General features: G+C 60.4%; 17 protein-coding genes. 4 read left to right on the forward strand and 13 right to left on the reverse strand.

The window, feature by feature from the left end:
• Positions 1-12: 12 nt before the first annotated feature.
• A complete protein-coding gene (locus ACRRQW_RS12370; protein ID WP_438481757.1) occupies positions 13-579 on the forward strand; it encodes a pseudouridine synthase in 567 nt (188 codons plus the stop codon).
• Between the two features lie 221 nt (positions 580-800).
• Here ACRRQW_RS12370 and ACRRQW_RS12375 read toward each other — a convergent pair whose 3' ends face one another.
• Both ACRRQW_RS12375 and pepT read right to left on the reverse strand, forming a co-directional pair.
• Positions 801-1,235: a hypothetical protein gene (locus tag ACRRQW_RS12375; protein WP_438481758.1), complete on the reverse strand. Its 435-nt coding sequence runs from the start codon at positions 1,233-1,235 to the stop codon at positions 801-803.
• Positions 1,232-2,473: a peptidase T gene (pepT, locus tag ACRRQW_RS12380; protein ID WP_438481759.1), complete on the reverse strand. Its 1,242-nt coding sequence runs from the start codon at positions 2,471-2,473 to the stop codon at positions 1,232-1,234. Before pepT ends, ACRRQW_RS12375 begins: the two co-directional genes overlap by 4 nt.
• A gap of 78 nt (positions 2,474-2,551) precedes the next feature.
• On the opposite strand from pepT, the gene ACRRQW_RS12385 reads away from it, so the two are divergent.
• Positions 2,552-3,820, forward strand: coding sequence for a serine hydrolase domain-containing protein (locus ACRRQW_RS12385; RefSeq protein ID WP_438481760.1), 1,269 nt, complete (start codon positions 2,552-2,554; stop codon positions 3,818-3,820).
• Between the two features lie 63 nt (positions 3,821-3,883).
• Here the strand turns inward: ACRRQW_RS12385 and ACRRQW_RS12390 are convergent, their stop codons facing one another.
• Positions 3,884-4,651, reverse strand: coding sequence for a hypothetical protein (locus ACRRQW_RS12390; RefSeq protein ID WP_438481761.1), 768 nt, complete (start codon positions 4,649-4,651; stop codon positions 3,884-3,886).
• A gap of 80 nt (positions 4,652-4,731) precedes the next feature.
• Between ACRRQW_RS12390 and ACRRQW_RS12395 the strand changes: the two genes are divergently transcribed.
• Positions 4,732-5,223 carry a BON domain-containing protein gene (locus tag ACRRQW_RS12395; protein ID WP_438481762.1) on the forward strand — a complete coding sequence of 164 codons (492 nt, stop codon included), beginning with the start codon at positions 4,732-4,734 and terminating at the stop codon, positions 5,221-5,223.
• Positions 5,224-5,385: 162 nt separating this feature from the next.
• Here ACRRQW_RS12395 and ACRRQW_RS12400 read toward each other — a convergent pair whose 3' ends face one another.
• The 4 genes from ACRRQW_RS12400 to ACRRQW_RS12415 are packed head-to-tail and all read right to left on the reverse strand — an operon-like array spanning position 5,386 to position 6,857.
• Positions 5,386-5,751, reverse strand: a complete 366-nt coding sequence (locus ACRRQW_RS12400) for a hypothetical protein (protein WP_438481763.1) — start codon at positions 5,749-5,751, stop codon at positions 5,386-5,388.
• Complete coding sequence (locus tag ACRRQW_RS12405; RefSeq protein ID WP_438481764.1) at positions 5,748-6,056, reverse strand: SMI1/KNR4 family protein; 309 nt, start codon at positions 6,054-6,056, stop codon at positions 5,748-5,750. Before ACRRQW_RS12405 ends, ACRRQW_RS12400 begins: the two co-directional genes overlap by 4 nt.
• Positions 6,057-6,074: 18 nt before the next feature.
• Positions 6,075-6,446: a hypothetical protein gene (locus tag ACRRQW_RS12410; protein ID WP_438481765.1), complete on the reverse strand. Its 372-nt coding sequence runs from the start codon at positions 6,444-6,446 to the stop codon at positions 6,075-6,077.
• 12 nt (positions 6,447-6,458) lie between these two features.
• Entirely contained in the window at positions 6,459-6,857 is a 399-nt protein-coding gene (locus ACRRQW_RS12415) for a hypothetical protein (protein WP_438481766.1), read from the reverse strand.
• A 785-nt stretch (positions 6,858-7,642) separates the two neighbouring features.
• Here ACRRQW_RS12415 and ACRRQW_RS12420 point away from each other — a divergent pair.
• Entirely contained in the window at positions 7,643-8,626 is a 984-nt protein-coding gene (locus ACRRQW_RS12420) for an integron integrase (protein ID WP_438481768.1), read from the forward strand.
• A 75-nt stretch (positions 8,627-8,701) separates the two neighbouring features.
• On the opposite strand, the gene ACRRQW_RS12425 is transcribed toward ACRRQW_RS12420, so the two are convergent.
• The 6 genes from ACRRQW_RS12425 to ACRRQW_RS12450 all read right to left on the reverse strand — a co-directional run bounded on the left by ACRRQW_RS12425 (position 8,702) and on the right by ACRRQW_RS12450 (position 17,664).
• The gene (locus ACRRQW_RS12425) at positions 8,702-9,724 is read right to left on the reverse strand and encodes a glycoside hydrolase family 43 protein (protein WP_438481769.1); all 1,023 of its coding nucleotides are present in this window, start codon (positions 9,722-9,724) and stop codon (positions 8,702-8,704) included.
• Positions 9,725-9,789: 65 nt separating this feature from the next.
• Positions 9,790-10,962, reverse strand: a complete 1,173-nt coding sequence (locus tag ACRRQW_RS12430; protein ID WP_438481770.1) for a glycoside hydrolase family 88 protein — start codon at positions 10,960-10,962, stop codon at positions 9,790-9,792.
• A gap of 63 nt (positions 10,963-11,025) precedes the next feature.
• Positions 11,026-12,522 (reverse strand): sodium:solute symporter family transporter, encoded by a 1,497-nt coding sequence (locus ACRRQW_RS12435; protein ID WP_438481771.1) that lies wholly within the window; start codon positions 12,520-12,522, stop codon positions 11,026-11,028.
• 50 nt (positions 12,523-12,572) lie between these two features.
• Positions 12,573-16,250 (reverse strand): response regulator, encoded by a 3,678-nt coding sequence (locus ACRRQW_RS12440; protein WP_438482359.1) that lies wholly within the window; start codon positions 16,248-16,250, stop codon positions 12,573-12,575.
• Positions 16,250-16,759 carry a hypothetical protein gene (locus ACRRQW_RS12445; protein ID WP_438481773.1) on the reverse strand — a complete coding sequence of 170 codons (510 nt, stop codon included), beginning with the start codon at positions 16,757-16,759 and terminating at the stop codon, positions 16,250-16,252. Before ACRRQW_RS12445 ends, ACRRQW_RS12440 begins: the two co-directional genes overlap by 1 nt.
• 200 nt (positions 16,760-16,959) lie before the next feature.
• Positions 16,960-17,664, reverse strand: a complete 705-nt coding sequence (locus ACRRQW_RS12450; protein ID WP_438481774.1) for a response regulator — start codon at positions 17,662-17,664, stop codon at positions 16,960-16,962.
• Between the last annotated feature and the right edge of the window lie 62 nt (positions 17,665-17,726).

Genomic DNA, 17,726 nt, shown 5'->3' on the forward strand with positions numbered 1-17,726 from the left:
GGGTCTCGTTCCGTGCTGATCGCTTTCAACAAACCTTACGGCGTCCTCTCGCAATTCTCGCCCGAACCCGGTTCGCAATGGCGGACGCTTGCGGAGTTTAAACTGCCGTCGAAAGTCTACGCGCTCGGCCGGCTGGACGCGGATTCGGAAGGGCTATTGTTGTTTTCCGACGAAGCCGGATTGAATTCGCGCCTGCTCGACCCAGACGCGGGCCATCGTCGCGAATACTGGGCGCAAGTCGAAGGCGTGCCGAGCGACGCGGCCTTGAAGGAACTCGCGCGTGGCGTCGTGATTGCAGGCTATCTGACGCGGCAGTGCGGCGTGCGGCGGCTGGATCCCGCGCCGGAAATTTCTCCGCGTATGCCGCCGATTCGCGTGCGCAAAACCGTGCCCGACACGTGGCTCGCGCTCGAATTAGTGGAAGGCAAAAACCGCCAGGTGCGGAAAATGACCGCGGCGATCGGGCATCCGACGTTGCGCTTGGTGCGCGTGCGCACAGGGAATTTTTCGCTCGGTTCGCTCGCTCCGGGGAAATGGCGCGAACTCAACGCCACCGAGCGTGCCGCGGTGTTCGCGTGAGACGAATCGTCGGTTTGTAGCTGGCCTGCGCGCGGGCCACGTTGCGCGCGAGCGCGCAACCTGCAGTGAGTGTGGCGTCTTTACGGACGTGCCAATTGACACTTAATAGGTGTCAATTCGTGCGGGCTTCGGGCGGGCAGGTGAGAGAAACGCAGGTGCTGCGTGCATCTTGATAAGCCTGCCCGGAGGTCAGGCTTCACCTTGAATCCAAGTCGCAGGTTTTATTTCGCGCCGGAAAACAACCGGTCGAGCAACCGGTTGATGCTAACGGACGGGTCTTCGCGCAAGGGCAGGCGGGCGGCGAGCGAGGCGTTGGCGAAATTCTGCGGCTTATTCGCCTCGCGCATGCTGATGCGGAGCGAGGCGAGGTGATCTTTGAAATCCCACGCCCATTGATCCTGAAACGTCACGATCACCTGATAGTCGTCCGGCATCATCGTGAGGTAGCCGTTTTCCGCCTGATAGCCGCGGGCGCGGAGTGCTTCGGCGATGCGACGATCCATCGCGCGGTTGTCGTTGGCATTTTGAACGACGAAGAAACGTTGGAATTTAACCGGGTTGAGATCGCGGTCGAGTTGCGTGTCGACGGAGGCACAACCCCCGAGGAGCAAAACGAGAGCGGCGAACCAAAAGGCGCGGAGCGAAAAAGATTTCATGCGGAACGTTCCTCCCAGACTTGCGCGAGGTGCACGAGGGTTTCAACCGCTTTTGTCATATCCTGCAAACTGACCCACTCGCGCTGACTGTGCACTTCATGCATGCCGCAAAAAATATTCGGCGTCGGCAAACCGCGTTGCGTGAGCGCGGAGCCGTCGGTGCCGCCGCGAATCGGTTCGCTGTTCGGGGTAAGGCCGGCGCGACGCGCGGCCTCGTTGGCGAACTCGACGGGGCGCATGTCCTTTTCGAGCCAGTAACGCATGTTCCGATACTGCTCCGTAAACGTGAGCGTGATCCGCGCCTTCGGTTCCGCCGCGCGCAGATCGGCGACGATGTTTTCGAGCAGCGCGTGTTTGGCCGCGAGGCCGGCGAGTTCAAAGTCGCGGAGAATCATGCGGACTTTTGCGTGCTCGGCCGAGGCGGTGCATTCGAGCGGGTGGATAAAACCGTCTTTGCCGCCGGTGCGTTCGGGCGATTGCTCAAGCGGGAGTGCGGCCAGGAATTTTCCCGCGAGCCGCGCGGCATTGACCATGACGTTTTTGGCCCAACCGGGATGCGCGGCGACGCCGTGGATTTCGAGCGTCGCCGAGTCCGCACTGAACGTTTCGAAGTCGATGCTGCCCGGTTCGGAACCGTCGAGGGTGTAGGCGCACGCCGCGCCGACTTGCGCGAGATCGAGGTGCGTGACGCCGCGCGCGATTTCTTCGTCAGGATTGAAACAGATGCGGATTTTTCCGTGAGGAATTTCCGGGTGCTTGAGCAGATGCCGCACGGCGGACATCACGGTGGCGACGCCGGATTTATCGTCGGAGCCGAGCAGGGTGGTGCCGCTCGCGGTGATGACATCGTGGCCGATCGCGCCGCGCAGGAACGGCGTGGTCTCCACGGAAATTTTTTGCGTGGGGTCGTCGGGCAAAACGATTTCGCGACCGTCGTAGGCGCGATGCACGATCGGTTTGGCGGCGCCGGGAAGATTCGTAGCGGTATCGACGTGGGCAAACCACGCGATCACGGGGATGTTTTTCGCAGAGGTCGCGGGCAGCGTGGCGAGGAGATAGCCGTGCACCGTGAGCACGACGTCACTCAAGCCAAGCGCGCGCAGTTCTTTTTCGAGCAGGCGCAGTAAATCCCACTGGCCGGGCGTGCTCGGCGAGGTGGGCGAGTGGTCGTCGCTGCGCGTGTCAATTTGCACATAGCGGAGGAAACGTTCGAGCAGGTCGGCGGAGTCGATGTTCACGATGGAAATTGAATTCAGATAACGGTCATAGGCGGAAATTGGTTTGAAAGCGGCAATCCCAGAATGTTGGGTGCGCGGATGAAATTACCTCTGCTGCGAGTGGGTGCGTTGATAATTGCGATGGTGTCGCTGGTCGCTGCTCCGGTGATACGCGCGGAAGAAAAGTCGCAATTGCGCATCGATCGCGAGCGCCTCGGCCGGCTCGACACGGTGATCGACGACTACATCGCGCGCCAACAAATCGCCGGTGCGGTGATGTATGTGTCACGCAACGGCCGCGTGGAGCAGCTCAAGGCTTACGGGAAACAGGACGTTGAGGCCGGCACGAAGATGGCGACGAATTCGATCTTCCGGCTCGCGTCGATGAGCAAGGCCGTGACCACGGTCGCCGCGCTGATGCTTTACGAGGAAGGGAAAATTTTGCTGAACGATCCGGTTTCGAAATATATTCCCGAGTTCGCGAACTCCGTCGTCGCGGTGCCGCCCGCGAAAGATGCGCCGGCGGGCACGAAATACAGCACGGTGCCGGCGAAGCGCGCGATCACGATTCGCGACCTGATGTGCCACACGGCCGGCTTGAGCTACGGTGATGCCAACACGCTCGTGCACGAAACCTACAAAGAGGCGCGCGTGCAGGGCTGGTATTTCGCGGATAAAGACGAACCCGTGGGCGACGCGATCAAACGTCTCGCGAAACTGCCGCTCGTGTCGCAACCCGGCGAAGCTTTCGTTTACGGCTTCGGCACCGATGTGCTCGGGTATTTGGTGGAAGTGGTTTCCGGCAAGCCGCTCGATCAGTTTTTCGAAGAACGTATTTTCCAGCCACTGAAAATGACGGACAGCGGATTTTTTCTGCCGAAGGAAAAAGTTGATCGCCTCGCGGTGGTTTACAGCCGCGAGAAAGGTCAGCTGATCCGCAAAGAGAGCGAGCAAGGCCACTACATCGACGGGCCGCGCAAATGTTTCTCGGGCGGCGCGGGCTTGCTGTCCACGGCGAACGATTACGGGCGTTTCCTGCAGATGCTGCTCAACGAAGGCGAATTCGAAGGCGTGCGCCTGCTCAGCCCGAAGACGGTGCGTTTGATGAGTGAGAATCATACGGGCACGCTTTTCCGCGGCGGCATGGCGGGCTTCGGCCTTGGCTTCTGGGTGAACACCGATCCCGGTTTTCACGGCGAACTGAGCACGGAAGGCGCGTATGGCTGGGGCAGTGCGTATTACCCGCAGTATTTTGTCGATCCGCAGGAGAAACTAGTCGGCTTCATGCTCACGCAACTCCGTCCGTCCGGCGGCGTCGATCTGGATCGGAAATTCAAAATCCTGATCTATCAGTCGCTCGTGAAATAAACCGCGCGTGCGCGTTTGATTGTGCCGCGGCGAGCGGGCCGTTGGCCCGAAAGTTCGAGAAACTCAGCGCCGCCACGCGCCCGAGCGGTAGCGATGGCGAACCGAGTAGTCATCGTCCGCGAATCCGTAACGGCCCGGACCAGTGTCAAAATACGACGGGCCCCAGTAAAACGGGTCGTTTAAATAATAACGCGAACCCCAGCCCCACGGGTTGAAGCCGTAGCCGGGATAGCCGAAGAAACCGTCCCCTTCGATTTGCGAAACGCCGATGCCGATACCCACACGGCTCGCGGGGTCGTAATAATTTACATACATCGAGCCGGCGCGCATCTCGCGACCGCCGCTGCCCCAGCCGTAAGCGAGGGTCACTTCGCCGTGCACTTCGGGTTTACGTTTGGCGGAGAAGACGTCGCTGTCCTTCAGCCGCGGACGCTCGCGCGGAGCCCGATAGTCGAGGATGGCGGCAGCGTATTCGTTGAGCTTGGTGAGTTGCGAGGCCGAGAGCTGCGTGAGCCCGGCGGTTTTTAATTCATCGTCACTGCGCCGGCTGACGAAAGAACCGTCGAACTCCTCGACTTTGCCGGATTTGATTTGGCCGAGTTCGTTCGCGACGAAGCGGTCGAGCGCGGTGCGTTGCTCGATTGTCAGCAAAGTGATGCCCGCGTCGAGTTGTTGGTCGTTGGAAAGCGTCGCGGAAAAACCGCCCACGGCCGCGTGAGCGGAAAGCGTCAGGACTATCGCGCAGAGAACCGCGCCAAACGTGCACCGCAGGGTGCGTGCAAAGAAGAGATGCATCGGCATTTTGACCGCGAAATCAGAGATGGGTTTCATGGCAAACTCCGGGGTTTATACGGCAGAACTAAGAACATTAAGCCGCCGCACCGGTCACAGAATGCACATCATTCACAACTATGAAAAACGCCATTATCTTTTTCCTTCTCGGGCTCATCGCCGGCGCGTTTGGCTGGCATTATTACCAGCGGAGTCAGGCGACCAAGGCTTACGCAGGAAATCCAACCGTCGGCCAACGCGTCGATTCCGCTGTCGAGCGCAGCAAGGATGCCGCCGTCGATGCGAAAGACGCCGTCGTCAACAAAACCTCCGACTGGAACCTGAACTCCGACTCCATCAAACGGGAACTTTCGGAAACCGGTCGCGTGGTGCGTTCAAAAGCCAAAGTGGTCGGCGAGCGCATCGACGACGCGCGCATCGTTACCGTGTTGAAAGGCAAATACCTCGTCGAAAAAGAACTCTCCACGCTCGCGATCAACGTCGATTGCCGCGACGGCAACGTGACGCTTCACGGCACCGCACCTTCCGAAGCGCTCATCGGCCGAGCCATCACGCTCGCGCTCGAAACCAGCGGCGTGACGAATGTAGAATCGCGATTGGCCGTGCGCTGAATTTAAGTTCTGCACCAACTCGCGCTTATCTTATTTGGGTTCCCGCACGAATCCGCCGGGGTGGTCGAGCCATGGACGCGAGGCCCATCAGTCCTGCTGATGCTCAATCCTAACGTTCAAGATGAGCCACGGCCGCTTGGGGCCGTTGGCTCTAGCGTCTGGTTAGGCGTTTTTTTCATTTCGTGATTCTCGCGCAGAGCAGAAAATCGCAGTAGGGAGAAATGCGGCAGTGAGGAATACAAAAACTCGGACACGGTCCCTGTCGATGGCGCTCCCGAAGGCTTCACCAAACGCCAAAATTCCGTGAATGGCTACGCAGACTGCGGCGATGAGTGCCGTCTGTAACAGCGCGCTTACGATGATTGAAGCGATACTCCGGCTTTTCTTTTTACGGCGTAAAAGCAGCCAAATGAATGGCGATGCCACCAAGATCCAAACAATGATCCAAGGCCCCATTTCAAAGATAAGCTGCCGCACACCTGCGGTGAAAGAATCACCAGGGCTCTCGAAATTGGAGGCAGTTTTCATGAGACAACAATGCGGGAAACGAATTCGGCCCAGCTCTCGCAAACAAACGTCGCATCTTTGGGACTCATGCCAATGAAGGGTAACGCGAAGATCCTTCCTTTCTCATCGAACGCGAACATCTCGCCTCCGCCGTCGCTTCCAAAACCCAAGAAACCGGGCGCATACTTCGAAACCTCGTAATCGGCATTGAACAGCTCCAACTCGGGTTCCTCCCACAGCTGGAAATAAACCGGAAAACTGGGTAGGTCGCCAAATCTCGGCGCGTCGCTGCGCAGGTAATCGATGAACTCTTGGGGAAACTTCATCTTTCTTCCGCCGATCGTTCAAGATGAGCCATGCCGCTTTAGCGGCATTGGCTCTGGCGATTGGTTAGGCATTTCTTCTGGCAGAGAGAGTAGCTCCACCAACTGTTCTGCCTGATATTTCGCGTAACCGGGATCCTTCGCGCGGATATCGACATCGACTAGGTAGTGCTCGATCTCGTGAGGCAGCGAATCGTAAACCTCTTTGTAGTCTTCATATAGTCGCTCCCGCAATTTCTCGGCTTCGACCTCCCAAGCCGCTACTTCTTCTTTCGAGGATATCGGCATCGCATGCAGAGCGCGCAAGCGCGCGGACAGCGCGACAACCTGTGGATGCGACAGGTCGAGCTTCGGTCGAGGACGGCGGCGAAAGATTTTCGCGAGAAAGCTCATTTTGCTCAACGTTCAAGATGAGCCACGGTCGCTTGGGGCCGTTGGCTCTAGCGCCTGGTTAGGCTCTTCCTTCTTAGGAAATGGCGTCCGAAGCCTGCGGCCTGCGTGCTCGGAAAGGGTCATCGATGCACTGAAGGCGCGAGGCCCAGAGCCAAGGGAAAGCCTCTTCAAGACCTCTCGAGCAGTCTCATAACCCTTCGACAGCAGATGAGCCGCAATCCAAACTTGGACTTCTTCTTTTGGATCGGAGAGCAGAACATGCATGGCAGCGCTTCCATCTTTTTCGGCTTCGAGGCACCAAATGGCTTCTGACATCGCCTGATGCAGCGCTGCGTCTCTCTTCCGCGCCGAGAAATCTCCTTTGGCAATCGCTGCCTCTCGGAACTGCTTGAGCGCGTCCATAGTGGTCATGCTGCTTTCTGCCTAACGTTTGAGCTCAGTCACGTCGCGTTAGCGACGTTGGCTGTGACGATTGGTTCGGCGTTTGAGGGATTTCGGCTAAGATGGCGTGCAAAAGCCCACTTTCTATCTTGTCGCGTTTCCGTTGAACTAAAGTCCAGATCACTGCGGCGATCGTCGCCAAGACCGCCACGATACCGCCTCCGATAACTGTGCAGAGCAGAGCAACCGCACTGCGCATCTCGCCAATTTCTTTTCCAGCGAGCCACCAAGTAACTATGAAAATTGCTAGCGATGCCCAGAAAGTTACGAGAACTACGCTGCCGAAAGTAACGAGCCATTTCATGTGCGTGCTTTTTGCCGAACAGTGTTATTATGCCGCACTCGAAAGCCGCACTGGAAAGTGATTCATGGCGGCAGCACAAGGAGCAAATCTCTGGGGCGCAAGGGCGCAGATTTTGAGTGCGGCTTTTTGCGGTTGCGGTAGGCCCCGCAAAAAGCCGCACTGATGCCTGACGGCGGGCCGCTATCACATGAATCAGCAGCCCATCTCATTCCCTTCGTGGAAACACGCGTTGGCTCAAACCAACCTACCTCTCGCCCTTAAGCAAAGTTACGCGCGGGAAATTATTTCGTTTCTTAAGCAGTGTAAGTCCTTGCGGGCTCCTGCGACCGCCGAGGCAGCTAAACACTATCTCATGGTTCGGGAGCCGCAGACGCGGGAACCGGCGCGGGAGGCGTTAAGGTGGTTTTATCGCGCCGCCAGGCAAGCGGCGCAGCCGGGGGCAATTTCAGGCGTGCCTCCGCTGGCCGCCCACGACTTGGGTGGAGCGGACTGGGAACGTGATTTGGTCAAAGCGGTGCGCGGGAAAAACCTGCTTTGGCGAACGGAGGAAACGTATCGCGGATGGGCTTCACGTTTCGCCCGCTTCCTTGCTCCGCGTTCTCCTTATGCGGCAGAGGCGGGCGACGTGGCGGCATTTCTCTCCGATCTGGCGGTGCGGTTGCGGGCCAGTCCATCGACGCAGAAGCAGGCGCTCAATGCGCTGGTTTTTCTCATGCAAGAAGCGCTGCATCGAAAATTGGGTGAGATTGATTTTTGTCGGGCCCGGCCGCGGGAGCGTGTGCCGACGGTTTTATCCCGTGCCGAGTGCGAGGCGTTGTTTGCGACGATGGAGGGAACTTATCGGTTGATGGCTGAGTTGGCCTATGGGGCTGGACTGCGTTTGATGGAATTGATGCGGCTCCGTATCCATCACCTCGACATTGCGCGCGGCCAGTTGCAGGTCCGGGGCGGCAAAGGTGACAAAGACCGGGTCACGGTGCTCCCGCAAAAGCTAATCCCTTTGCTGAGACAACGCTTGGTTGAGTTGCACCGTCTTTGGGAAAAAGACCGCGCGGATCGATTACCCGGAGTGTGGCTGCCAGAGGGGCTGGCGCGAAAATATCCGGGAGCGGGCGAAAGTTGGGAATGGCAGTGGCTCTTTCCGTCGCGAGAGACGAGTGTGGATCCCGCCAGCGGTGTGCGGCGGAGGCATCATTTGACTGATAGTGCATTCCAGCGTGCGGTGCTGAGTGCGTCGCGCGGCGCCAGCTTGACGAAACGCGTCACCCCGCACGTGCTGCGGCACTCGTTTGCGACGCACTTGCTCGAAAGTGGCACCGACATCCGCACCGTGCAGGAGTTGCTCGGTCATGCGAGCGTGGAGACGACGCAGATTTATCTCCACGTGATGAAAAAGCCGGGCGTCGGCGTGCGCTCACCACTGGACGCGGCGTGAAGCGACGTGAAAACGCTGAACGCTCAACTTTTAACGCTAAACTTTGCACCTGACGGCATGGCAATTTTCAGGGAGTCAGCGAACGGTGGTTTCTTTGGCGGGCACGCCGAAATTCGGGGTGCCGTCTTTTTTCCAGGTGAGCGGTTGCACGCGCGTGTGGCGGTTGGGGTCTCGTAAGGGGTCGCCGGAAATTTCGGCGTAGTTGCGGGCGTGATAAACGAGGAGGTCGACGCCGTTTTCCGTAGAGAAGCAATTGTGGCCGGGGCCGAAGATGTTGTTTTCCGCGTTTGAAACAAAAACCGGCGTCCGCGATTTGCTCCACGATTTGGGATTGAGCAGGTCGGCGTTTTCGTCGGCGGTCAGCAGGCCGAGGCAATATTCCGCACCCGTGCCGGCGGCGGAGTAGGTGAGGAACAAGCGTCCGTTGCGGTGCAGCACGGTCGGGCCTTCGTTGACCCAGTAGCGAATCTGCTCCCACGGAAATTCCGGTTTTGAAAGCAAGACGGCGGGTGTGCTGATGCTCCATGGCGTGTCCATCTTCGCGATGTAGAGGTTCGTGCCTTTGATGTCGGGGTGACGTTGCGTCCAGAGCAGGTAGCGCGTGCCGCGGTGTTCGAACGTGCTCGCGTCGAGCGCGAAGGATTCCCAGCCGGTCTTCAACTGGCCTTTCTCGACCCACTCGCCTTCGAGCGGATTTGCAGCGGCGTTTTCGAGGACGTAGATGCGGATTTCCCAGATTTTATCAGACGCGCCGGCGGCGAAATACACATACCATTTGCCGTCGATGAAATGGATCTCCGGCGCCCAGATGTGCGCGCCCATGGTGCCCGCCGGGTGTTTACGCCAGATGGTTTTCTCGGGCGCGGCGGGAAGTGCGTGCAGGGTTTTCGCGCGCCGCAACACGAGGCGGTCGTATTCGGGCACGGTGCCCATGAAATAGGCGTAACCATCCGTGTGCCGATAAATCCACGGATCGGCGCGCTGTTCGATAAACGGATTCGGAAAACTCGGCGAGTCTGCCGCGTGGCTCGCCGTGAGCGATGCGCACACGCAGGCGCACAAAATAAACAGCGACAGAAACCGGGGGCGCGGACTCATGCGGCGGAGCGTGGCGTGCCGCCGCAGACAGGCAAGCCGCCGCGCGGCGTGACGGAAGCTGACAGTCAGTAGGCGCGCGCCAACGCCTCGAGGAAATAGTAGTCAGCGTAGACGATGGGCACGTCGATTTCGCTTTTGATCGGCATGTTGCCGACGGAGTGCATCAGGAGAAAATTACCGTTCTCGTCGAGGCCGGCGCGGTAAGCGTGGCTGGAAAGTGCGCGCAATTGTTTTTCTGCGAGCGCGCGGTAGCGCTGCGCGCGTTCCCCGGTGACGAGTGAGGAAAGCCTGAATAGGGCTGACGAAATGATGGCCCCGGCGGACGCATCGCGTAAAGCGTCGGGAATGTTGGTGGCGTCGAAATCCCAATACGGAATGCCGTCGGCGGGGAGGCGCGGGTGATTCGCGATGAAGTCGGCGATCTTGCAGGCTTGTTCCAGGTAGCGCGGCTCTTTGCTCAAATAATACATGTCGGTGAATCCATACAGACCCCATGCCTGACCGCGCGCCCACGCGGAACTGTCGGCGAAGCCCTGGTGCGTTTCTTTTCTCAATGCGCGGCCCGTGGCGGGATCGTAATCGACGACGTGAAAGCTGCTGTGATCGGCGCGGAAATGATGCGCGAGGGTCTGGTCGGCGTGGCGGAAAGCGATTTCGCGGAAGGTTTTTTCGCCCGTCTGGTCGGCGGCATACCAGAGCAATTCGAGATTCATCATGTTATCGATGATGACGGGATTCGGCCATTTTGCCTGGTCGTCCCACGATTTGATCACGCCTGCGCCCGGCAAGTAGCGCTTCGAAAGACTGCGTGCGCTTTGAATCAAAATGTCGCGATAGGCGGCGTTGGGCGCGAGGCGCTGGCCCTGACCGTAGCTGCAATACATCATGAAGCCGACGTCGTGGTGGCCGTAGAAATTTTTGATCGGCTCCATGCGCGCGGTGAATTTTTCCGCGGCCACTTTCATTTGCGGATCGCGCGTGTGTTCGAAGACCAGCCACAACGCGCCGGGAAAAAAGCCTGACGTCCACCATTCAAGATTGCTCATGGTGACCTTGCCGTTGACGAAATTGCGCGGCTGGAGCGCCGGATCATCGGACATCCGGGCGATGAGCCCGGTGTATTGTTTCGCGGCGAACGCGAATTGCTCGTCGACGAGAGTCGCGAGTGGTTTTTCGGCGGCGCTCAGAAAAGCAGCGGTGCCAAACAGCACCATAAACACGAGTTTACGTGAAAGCATGGAGAACGAACGGATTTCAGGGTTAATAAACGAGCGGCCGCTTGTGAACTGCGAGCCGCGGACTCAGGCTTTGAGAACCGCGATGACGTTACGCCACGATGCCTTCGTGCCTAGCTCAAACTCTGATTTTTTTCCGAAAACGATTCGATTCAGCGCGAGAGCAAATCCCACGCACGCCCACACGGTGATAAACATCAGGTGAAGGAAATGCGGCGGCTTTGGCCACGTCGGGTGATTATTCAACAATGCCGGCCAGCCAAACGACAGCGTCGCATAAAATGTGGCGCCAAAAATAATCGTGGCGATCACGGCGCGCGCATCGACGTTGCGGAAGAGCAGACCGGTGATGAACGCGGCGAGAATCGGCATGCTGAAAAGACCGAGGAGTTGCTGGATAAGTTGAATGATACTCTCCGCGCCCATGTAGAGCGGCACCATCGCAACCGAGAGAATCGCAAACGCTACTTGCAGCCAGATGCTAAGCCATTTGATGCGCCCGGTGGCGTTGATGTATTTCTGGTGGATGTCGCACACGTAAAGTGAGGCGGCGGAATTCAGCGTGGCGTTGTAGCTCGTCATCACAGCGGCAAACATCGCGGCGGCGAACGCGCCGAGCAGCCAGTGCGGCAGCACGTGGCTGACGATTTTTCCGTAAGTCGCGTCGCCGAGCGGGCCGAACAGTTTATACGCGCACAGGCCGGGAATCACCACCATCGGCGGCACGATGAGCAGGCGAATCAGGGCGGCACCGTAAGCGCCTTTTTGGGCCTCGCGAATATTCGGCGCGGCGAGGATGCGCTGCGTGATCGTTTGATTGGTGCTCCAATAAAAGAGCTGCGTGAAAATCATGCCCGTAAGCAGCGTTTGCCACGGCAGCACGGAATCAGGTCCGCCGATCAACGTGAGGCGTTCGGCGGGAATGCCCGTGAAGTCCCAGTCGACCGCGTTCAGCGCGAGAAACGCGATCAGCAGTGCCATGCCGAGCACGATGACGCCGCTATACGTGTCGGAAATTGCCACCGCGCGCAGGCCGCCACCGATGGCGTAAGCAGCGCCGACGAGCGCAGTGCAACTCGCGATGACGACGAGCGGGATTTCCAAGCCGAACATCGTCTTCAACAGGAGCGAACTCGTGTAGAGCATGATCGGCAGGAAAATAAACACATCGCCGAGCAGGAAGATACTGCCGACGGTGGCGCGGATGTGTTTGTTGTTGTAGCGACGCTCGAGGAGTTCCGTGACGGTCGTGCACTTGTATTTGTAATACAGCGGCACAAAAATTTTCGCCAAAAGGATCAGGCCCGGCACGCCGGCGAGTTCCCAGCAGACGACGAGCAGCATCTGGTTGCCGTTCCAGCCGACGAGCGTGTCGGTGCTGATGTTGGTCAGCGTCAGCGAGCCGGCGATGAACACCCAGTTGAGGCTGTTGCCGGCGAGGAAATATTCCTTTGCCTCGCTGCCACTGCGGTCGGCTTTGCGGCAGTGCAGCCACGTGATGATGCCGACGATTAAATTGAGACCGAGAAAGACGCCGAGCTGGACGAGGTTTGCAGCAGACATGGGGTAAGCTAAACAAACTGCCCGCGGTAAACCGCCGGGCGATGACTTCCTTATCTGACCGTCAGTGAAACGCGACCGTGCGGTTTTTTATCGCGAGCCAGCACCGCCAGCGCATCGCGAATGGAAAGGGGTTTAGCCAGATAGGCGGCACAGCCAGCGTCGAGGCAGGCATCGCGAATCGTGACGCTCTCGTGGGCGGTGACCATCGCGATGAGCGCGGGTCGGCGATCGGCGGCTTGCAAGCGACGGAGCAGTTCGAGCCCCGTTCCATCGGGCAGGTTAAAATCGAAGAAAGCGACATCGTAATTGTGCTGCGCGGCGAGTTCCTCGGCGGCGGCGCAGGTCGGGGCGAGGTCTACCTGCACGCCCAGTGGTTCCAGCAGATCGGCCAGGTGCGCACGTTGGGCGGCATCGTCCTCGACCACCAGCGCGTGCAAGGCGAACGGTGGCGGGAAGTCGAGCGCATCGGTGTGCGCGGCGGGCAAATCGAGCGGAAGCACCGGCAGGCTCAACGCCATTCGGGTGCCGCCGCCCACACGCGTGCTCGCGGAGAGTCGGCCGCCCGCGAGCTTCACGAGGCGGGCCGTGAGCGCGAGGCCGAGGCCGCTGCTCGGTGTGTCGAGGGGCGAGGCCGCGAGCCCGGGGCGTTGATAGGGGCCATCGAGGGAGCGGAGCAGTTCCGGGGGTAAGCCGGGGCCGGTGTCCTCGATAATCCAGTCGGCCCACAGCAACGGCGCCGCGTCCGGGTCTGGGCGCAACGCAACCCCGATGCTTACGCCGCCGCTCGCGGTGTATTTGACGGCGTTGGAAATCAGATTGTGCAAGGCGCGGCGGTGGTTTCCCGCGTCGACGAGTAGCCACAGTAGTGCTGAATTTTCGCGATGGAGTTGCCAGTGCAGTCTCTTCTTTGCGGCGGCGGAAGCGTGACCGGCGACGAGTTCGTCGATAAATTGTGGCCAGCGCACGGCCCGCCAGTGCACCGGAATCAATCCGAGTTCGAAGCGGGTCAGGTCAAGCGTGCCGTCGAGCAGATGGCCCAACTGATCGAGTTGGGTTTCGATCAGCTGCAGATCCGCAGCTGCGGGAGAAGTGGCGAGCTGGTGCTGGAGGCGTTGTGCGATCAGGCTCACGCCGATGAGCGGGGTGCGCAGTTCGTGCGCAATGACGCCCACGAGTTCCGCGCGCTGGCTGCTTTGGTGTTGGAGTTCTTTGTTGGTGGCGAGCAGGGCGGCGGTGCGTTCACTGATCGTGGTTTCCAACTCCGATTGTTTTTGCGCGACACGCTGAAACCAGTGGCGAACGATCAACCACGCCAGCAACGCGATCACCCCCGCGACGGTGATCCAAAAGATCGCGGTTTCGGTGAAACGGGCGGGCACGACCACCGCGCGGCTGAGTTCCGGGCTCATTTGCCCGGCGGTGTCCACGGCGCGAGCGCGCAACGTGTAGTGGCCTTGTGGCAGGCGATCCCACCGGCGGTGGCGTTCCTGTCCGGGGGACGACCACGTGACATCGACTCCTTCCAGTTTGGTTTGATACGCGACCGGCAGGGGATGCACGAGAGAAGTGAAAGCGAGTTCCGTGACCAAAGAGCGCGTGGTTCCGGGTGACAACACGTGATCGCCGGTCGGAAGTGTCTCGCCCTCACCCGAAAACGTGAGCTGGGGTGCCGCCCGCAAAGCGAGTGGAATGAGCGGAGCATCAAGACTGATGCGGGCGACGCCTTGCGAGCCCGCGAGCCACCAGAGTGCGCCGGCGTGCGCGTGCGCGTCCGCTTCGAAGATGGCGTCGTTGAGTCCGCCCAAGCGGTCAATGATTTCCACGGGCGGAGCGGTGAATCCGCTCACGCGGCCGCTCGCCGTCTGCACTGGCCAGACTGCGTAAACTGGCGTGCCTTGAGTGGAGAAACCGAAATCCGCCGTGCGCGCGAGCGCCCACTCACGACCATCCGGGTGGCGCGCGAGGGCGGTTAAAATCACGCCCGGTGCGGCGTCGGTGACCACGCGTTGAAAAGCATCAGCCTGCTCCGACCAATGCCATGCACCTTCGCTGGTATAGGCCCATGTTTCGCCGTCGCGAAAATCGACGCGGATGATTCGACCGAGTCCTTCGCGCGGTGTGAGCAGACGGGGCGGCGCGGCTTCCCGCCAGTTGCTGGCGGCGTCCTTGGTCCACGCGAGCAGCGATACGCGGCCGGATTGATCGGTCAGGAGGGCGCGGTTTTCTTTCAACGGATAAACGCGGTCGACGTTCGAGAACGGTTGGCGCCAGAGAACCGGCCACGTGCGATCGTCCGCGCCGAAAAGCAGCACCTCCGTTTCGGTGGCGCCGAGCAACGTATCCGGCGCGGTGGCGGGCCATGGTTGCATCAACGAGCGCGCGCGGACCGCGCGGCCTTCGAACGCCATGGTCCATTGTTGCGTGGCGCGTGACAGGATCGCGAACGTATTGGCGGCGACGAAAACGTGGCGGTCGGTGACCTCGATCGTCCGGGCGGAGCCGAGGGAATTTGCGCCGAGCCCGGGGAGGTCTTCGCCGGGCGTCATCCGGCCCGTGGCGGGCGGATTGGCGGAGGCGCCGAGGATGATCAGGCCGCGCGGTCCGACGAGCCAGATTTCCCCGCCAACACGGCGCAGCGTGCCGATGGGATCGACCACGCCTTGCGCGGTGGCGAAATAAGTGACGTGCGCGGTCGGGTCGACTCCGAGGAGGCCAAACGCATTGACGCTCCATACGCGCCCGTCGGGTGTGGTGGTCAATACTTCCGACAACACCGAGGGCACGGTGGCGGTGCGCGACGAAAGCGCGAAGCGGAGCCGGCCCGCGTAATCGAAACTCATGAGTCCGCCGGCCGCGCCAAAGACCGGGCCGCTGCGCGTGTCGGCCACGGACATCGCGTGGAGCTTCCACGCGGGATGCGTCGCGGTTTTCACGAGTTGCCCGGCTGGGTCGAACCACTGCGCTTCACCGCTGCGTGCATCGGCCAAAAGCCAGCCGCCTTTGGGCAGCGTGGTGGCGAACGTCGGCCGGGCCATCGCGCCCACCAGCGTGATTTCCTCCGGCGCGCCGCGCTCAGCGAGCGCGAGCAGCTGCGTCGGGCGTTCGGCGGATGAGCGGTGGTCGAGCAACCACACGCGGTTGCCTCCGGTGTGAGCGGGCACGCGGCGGTCGGCTTGAAACGGCCAGTGTTCGAAGCGTCCTTCGCTCCAGCGCAGCACCTGATGGGGAGAGACAAAGACCACCGCGTCCCCGACGCAATGGACGCTCAGGATCGTATCGTAACTGGCGGCGTCGGCAGACAGGTGAGATTTGAGCGAGGTGAATTTCCACGTCCCGTCGCGTGCTCGCGAGAGGCAGCCGAGATCAACACCATTGCCCGTCCAGATTCGATCCTGGGCATCGATGGCGAGCGCGCTGGTGGACGCATCGCCGGGCCGTGGCAGACGTTCGATACTTGCGCCATCGTAGCGCAAAAGCTGGCCATTGCCGATCAGGATGCGTCCGGCGCTGTCCGTCGCGATGCCGGAGTGACGGCGCTCGAATTCTTCGGCGGTGAGCGGCACGAACCAGGTGCGAATTTGTCCGCGATCCGGCGCGAAGGCGGCATCGGGCGGCGGGGCAATTTCCGTTCGGGCCGAGAGCGACGCCAACCAGAGCGCGCCGGCGACTCCGCCCCAGCGCGCCCAGGAGTGCCACCGATACCAGGCAGCTGAATCGAAAGACGGCATCACGGAGAGACGGTCTTATGTGCACCAGCCGGGGTGATCGTGAGAATCCGAAACGAATCGTGCAGGCCGATGTCGACGAAATCGAAATGCAGCGTCATGCGATCTTCGCTGAGTCGGAAGGAATCGGGCCCGCCCGCCGGGGCGAGATCGATACCGGCGTTGATGTCGTAATCGACGCCGTCGAGCGCAAAGAGCGCGTGCGAACTTGTAATCTCCGGGTAACTGATAATGGCGAGCACGGTCTCGCCGGAAAATTTGAGCGAGGCGAGGTAGTGCGATACGCTGCCGCTGCTCGCTGTGACGAAGTAGCTGTTCACGACAAGTCCCGCAGGGAGGATCCCTGGCGTTTTGTCACGTTGGTGAACGAAATTCCCAGTGGTGAGGAAGCTTGCGCGAATGGGCGCGGTGAGGCGCACGGCGCGTCGTTCGACCACCAGCAGCATGCGGTCGTTGTCTTGCAAATTGGTGAGATCGACGGGTGCCTGAATTTTGCGGAGCGCTCCTTCCATAACGAAGGAATCACGGGCAGAAGAAGCGAGAGCGGGTGGGAACAAGGTTAGCAAAGCCGCGAATGCCATGAAAAAGCTGAGGACGGGTGCACGCATGCCAAACTCGAACCGGCCCGTTTGCGCAGAGCAGTTTAGCTGCCATCGCCGCAGGTGCTGCCTGCGGAGGTGAGCGGAAAGCGGCGGGGCGGGCGGTTGCACGGTCAAGCTATGAGCGCGGCGGAAAAAGCGCGGGCTTTGACGGCCAGTTGCTCGGCATCTCTGGCGTCGATTTTTTCTTTGAGGGATTCCTTGTAGGACTCGACGGTTTTCACGCTCAAGCCGAGATCGGCGGCGATCCGGCGGTTGGGCAGGCCGAGGCCGGTCGCATGGAGCACGTGTAATTCGCGGTTGGTGAGGCGGGCGAGGAGCGTCGCGAATTTGCTGCCCACTGCAGCTGTGAATTGACGCGCCGTGTCCACAAAGATGCGCGGGCTGAGGTAACGCTCGCCCGCAAGCACGGTGTGAATCGCGCCAAGGAGATTGGTTTCGACCTCGCTTTTGGAGACGTAACCGCGCGCGCCGGCGGTGAGGGCGCGCCGGGCGTAGCCGATGTCTTCAACCGCCGAATAGACGACGAGGCGCAGCGGGGGAAATTCGTAATGGAGATCGGCGATGAACGCCAACCCGTCGTCAAATCGGCGGGCACCGGCACCGCCAAGCATGAGATCGACAACGGCGAGATCGGGACACACGCGCCGCACGATTTTTTTGCCCTCGCTGGCGTCGCTTGCCGCACCGACGCATTGCAGCAAGTGATCGGAAGCGAGGGCCGCGAGGATCCCCGCGCGCATTACGGGATGATCTTCGACGACGACCAAACGGGTAGGCGGTTTTTTTTCGGTGGAAGCTGGTGTGGTCGTCGACACGGACGAGATGTTAAGTGTGACCGAGGTTTGGCAAGAAGCGTGTGTGTGCTATGTGATGTTTT

Origin of the sequence: Oleiharenicola lentus, from assembly GCF_051660365.1 — a bacterium.
In the GTDB taxonomy this organism is placed as follows: domain Bacteria; phylum Verrucomicrobiota; class Verrucomicrobiia; order Opitutales; family Opitutaceae; genus Lacunisphaera; species Lacunisphaera lenta_A.

Coding starts and splice junctions, on each gene's coding strand:
- ACRRQW_RS12375 (WP_438481758.1), bottom strand. CDS start 1,235: ATGAAATCTTTTTCGCTCCGCGCCTTTTGGTTCGCCGCTCTCGTTTTG.
- ACRRQW_RS12385 (WP_438481760.1), top strand. CDS start 2,552: ATGAAATTACCTCTGCTGCGAGTGGGTGCGTTGATAATTGCGATGGTG.
- ACRRQW_RS12390 (WP_438481761.1), bottom strand. CDS start 4,651: ATGAAACCCATCTCTGATTTCGCGGTCAAAATGCCGATGCATCTCTTC.
- ACRRQW_RS12395 (WP_438481762.1), top strand. CDS start 4,732: ATGAAAAACGCCATTATCTTTTTCCTTCTCGGGCTCATCGCCGGCGCG.
- ACRRQW_RS12400 (WP_438481763.1), bottom strand. CDS start 5,751: ATGAAAACTGCCTCCAATTTCGAGAGCCCTGGTGATTCTTTCACCGCA.
- ACRRQW_RS12405 (WP_438481764.1), bottom strand. CDS start 6,056: ATGAAGTTTCCCCAAGAGTTCATCGATTACCTGCGCAGCGACGCGCCG.
- ACRRQW_RS12410 (WP_438481765.1), bottom strand. CDS start 6,446: ATGAGCTTTCTCGCGAAAATCTTTCGCCGCCGTCCTCGACCGAAGCTC.
- ACRRQW_RS12415 (WP_438481766.1), bottom strand. CDS start 6,857: ATGACCACTATGGACGCGCTCAAGCAGTTCCGAGAGGCAGCGATTGCC.
- ACRRQW_RS12425 (WP_438481769.1), bottom strand. CDS start 9,724: ATGAGTCCGCGCCCCCGGTTTCTGTCGCTGTTTATTTTGTGCGCCTGC.
- ACRRQW_RS12430 (WP_438481770.1), bottom strand. CDS start 10,962: ATGCTTTCACGTAAACTCGTGTTTATGGTGCTGTTTGGCACCGCTGCT.
- ACRRQW_RS12435 (WP_438481771.1), bottom strand. CDS start 12,522: ATGTCTGCTGCAAACCTCGTCCAGCTCGGCGTCTTTCTCGGTCTCAAT.
- ACRRQW_RS12440 (WP_438482359.1), bottom strand. CDS start 16,250: ATGCCGTCTTTCGATTCAGCTGCCTGGTATCGGTGGCACTCCTGGGCG.
- ACRRQW_RS12445 (WP_438481773.1), bottom strand. CDS start 16,759: ATGGAAGGAGCGCTCCGCAAAATTCAGGCACCCGTCGATCTCACCAAT.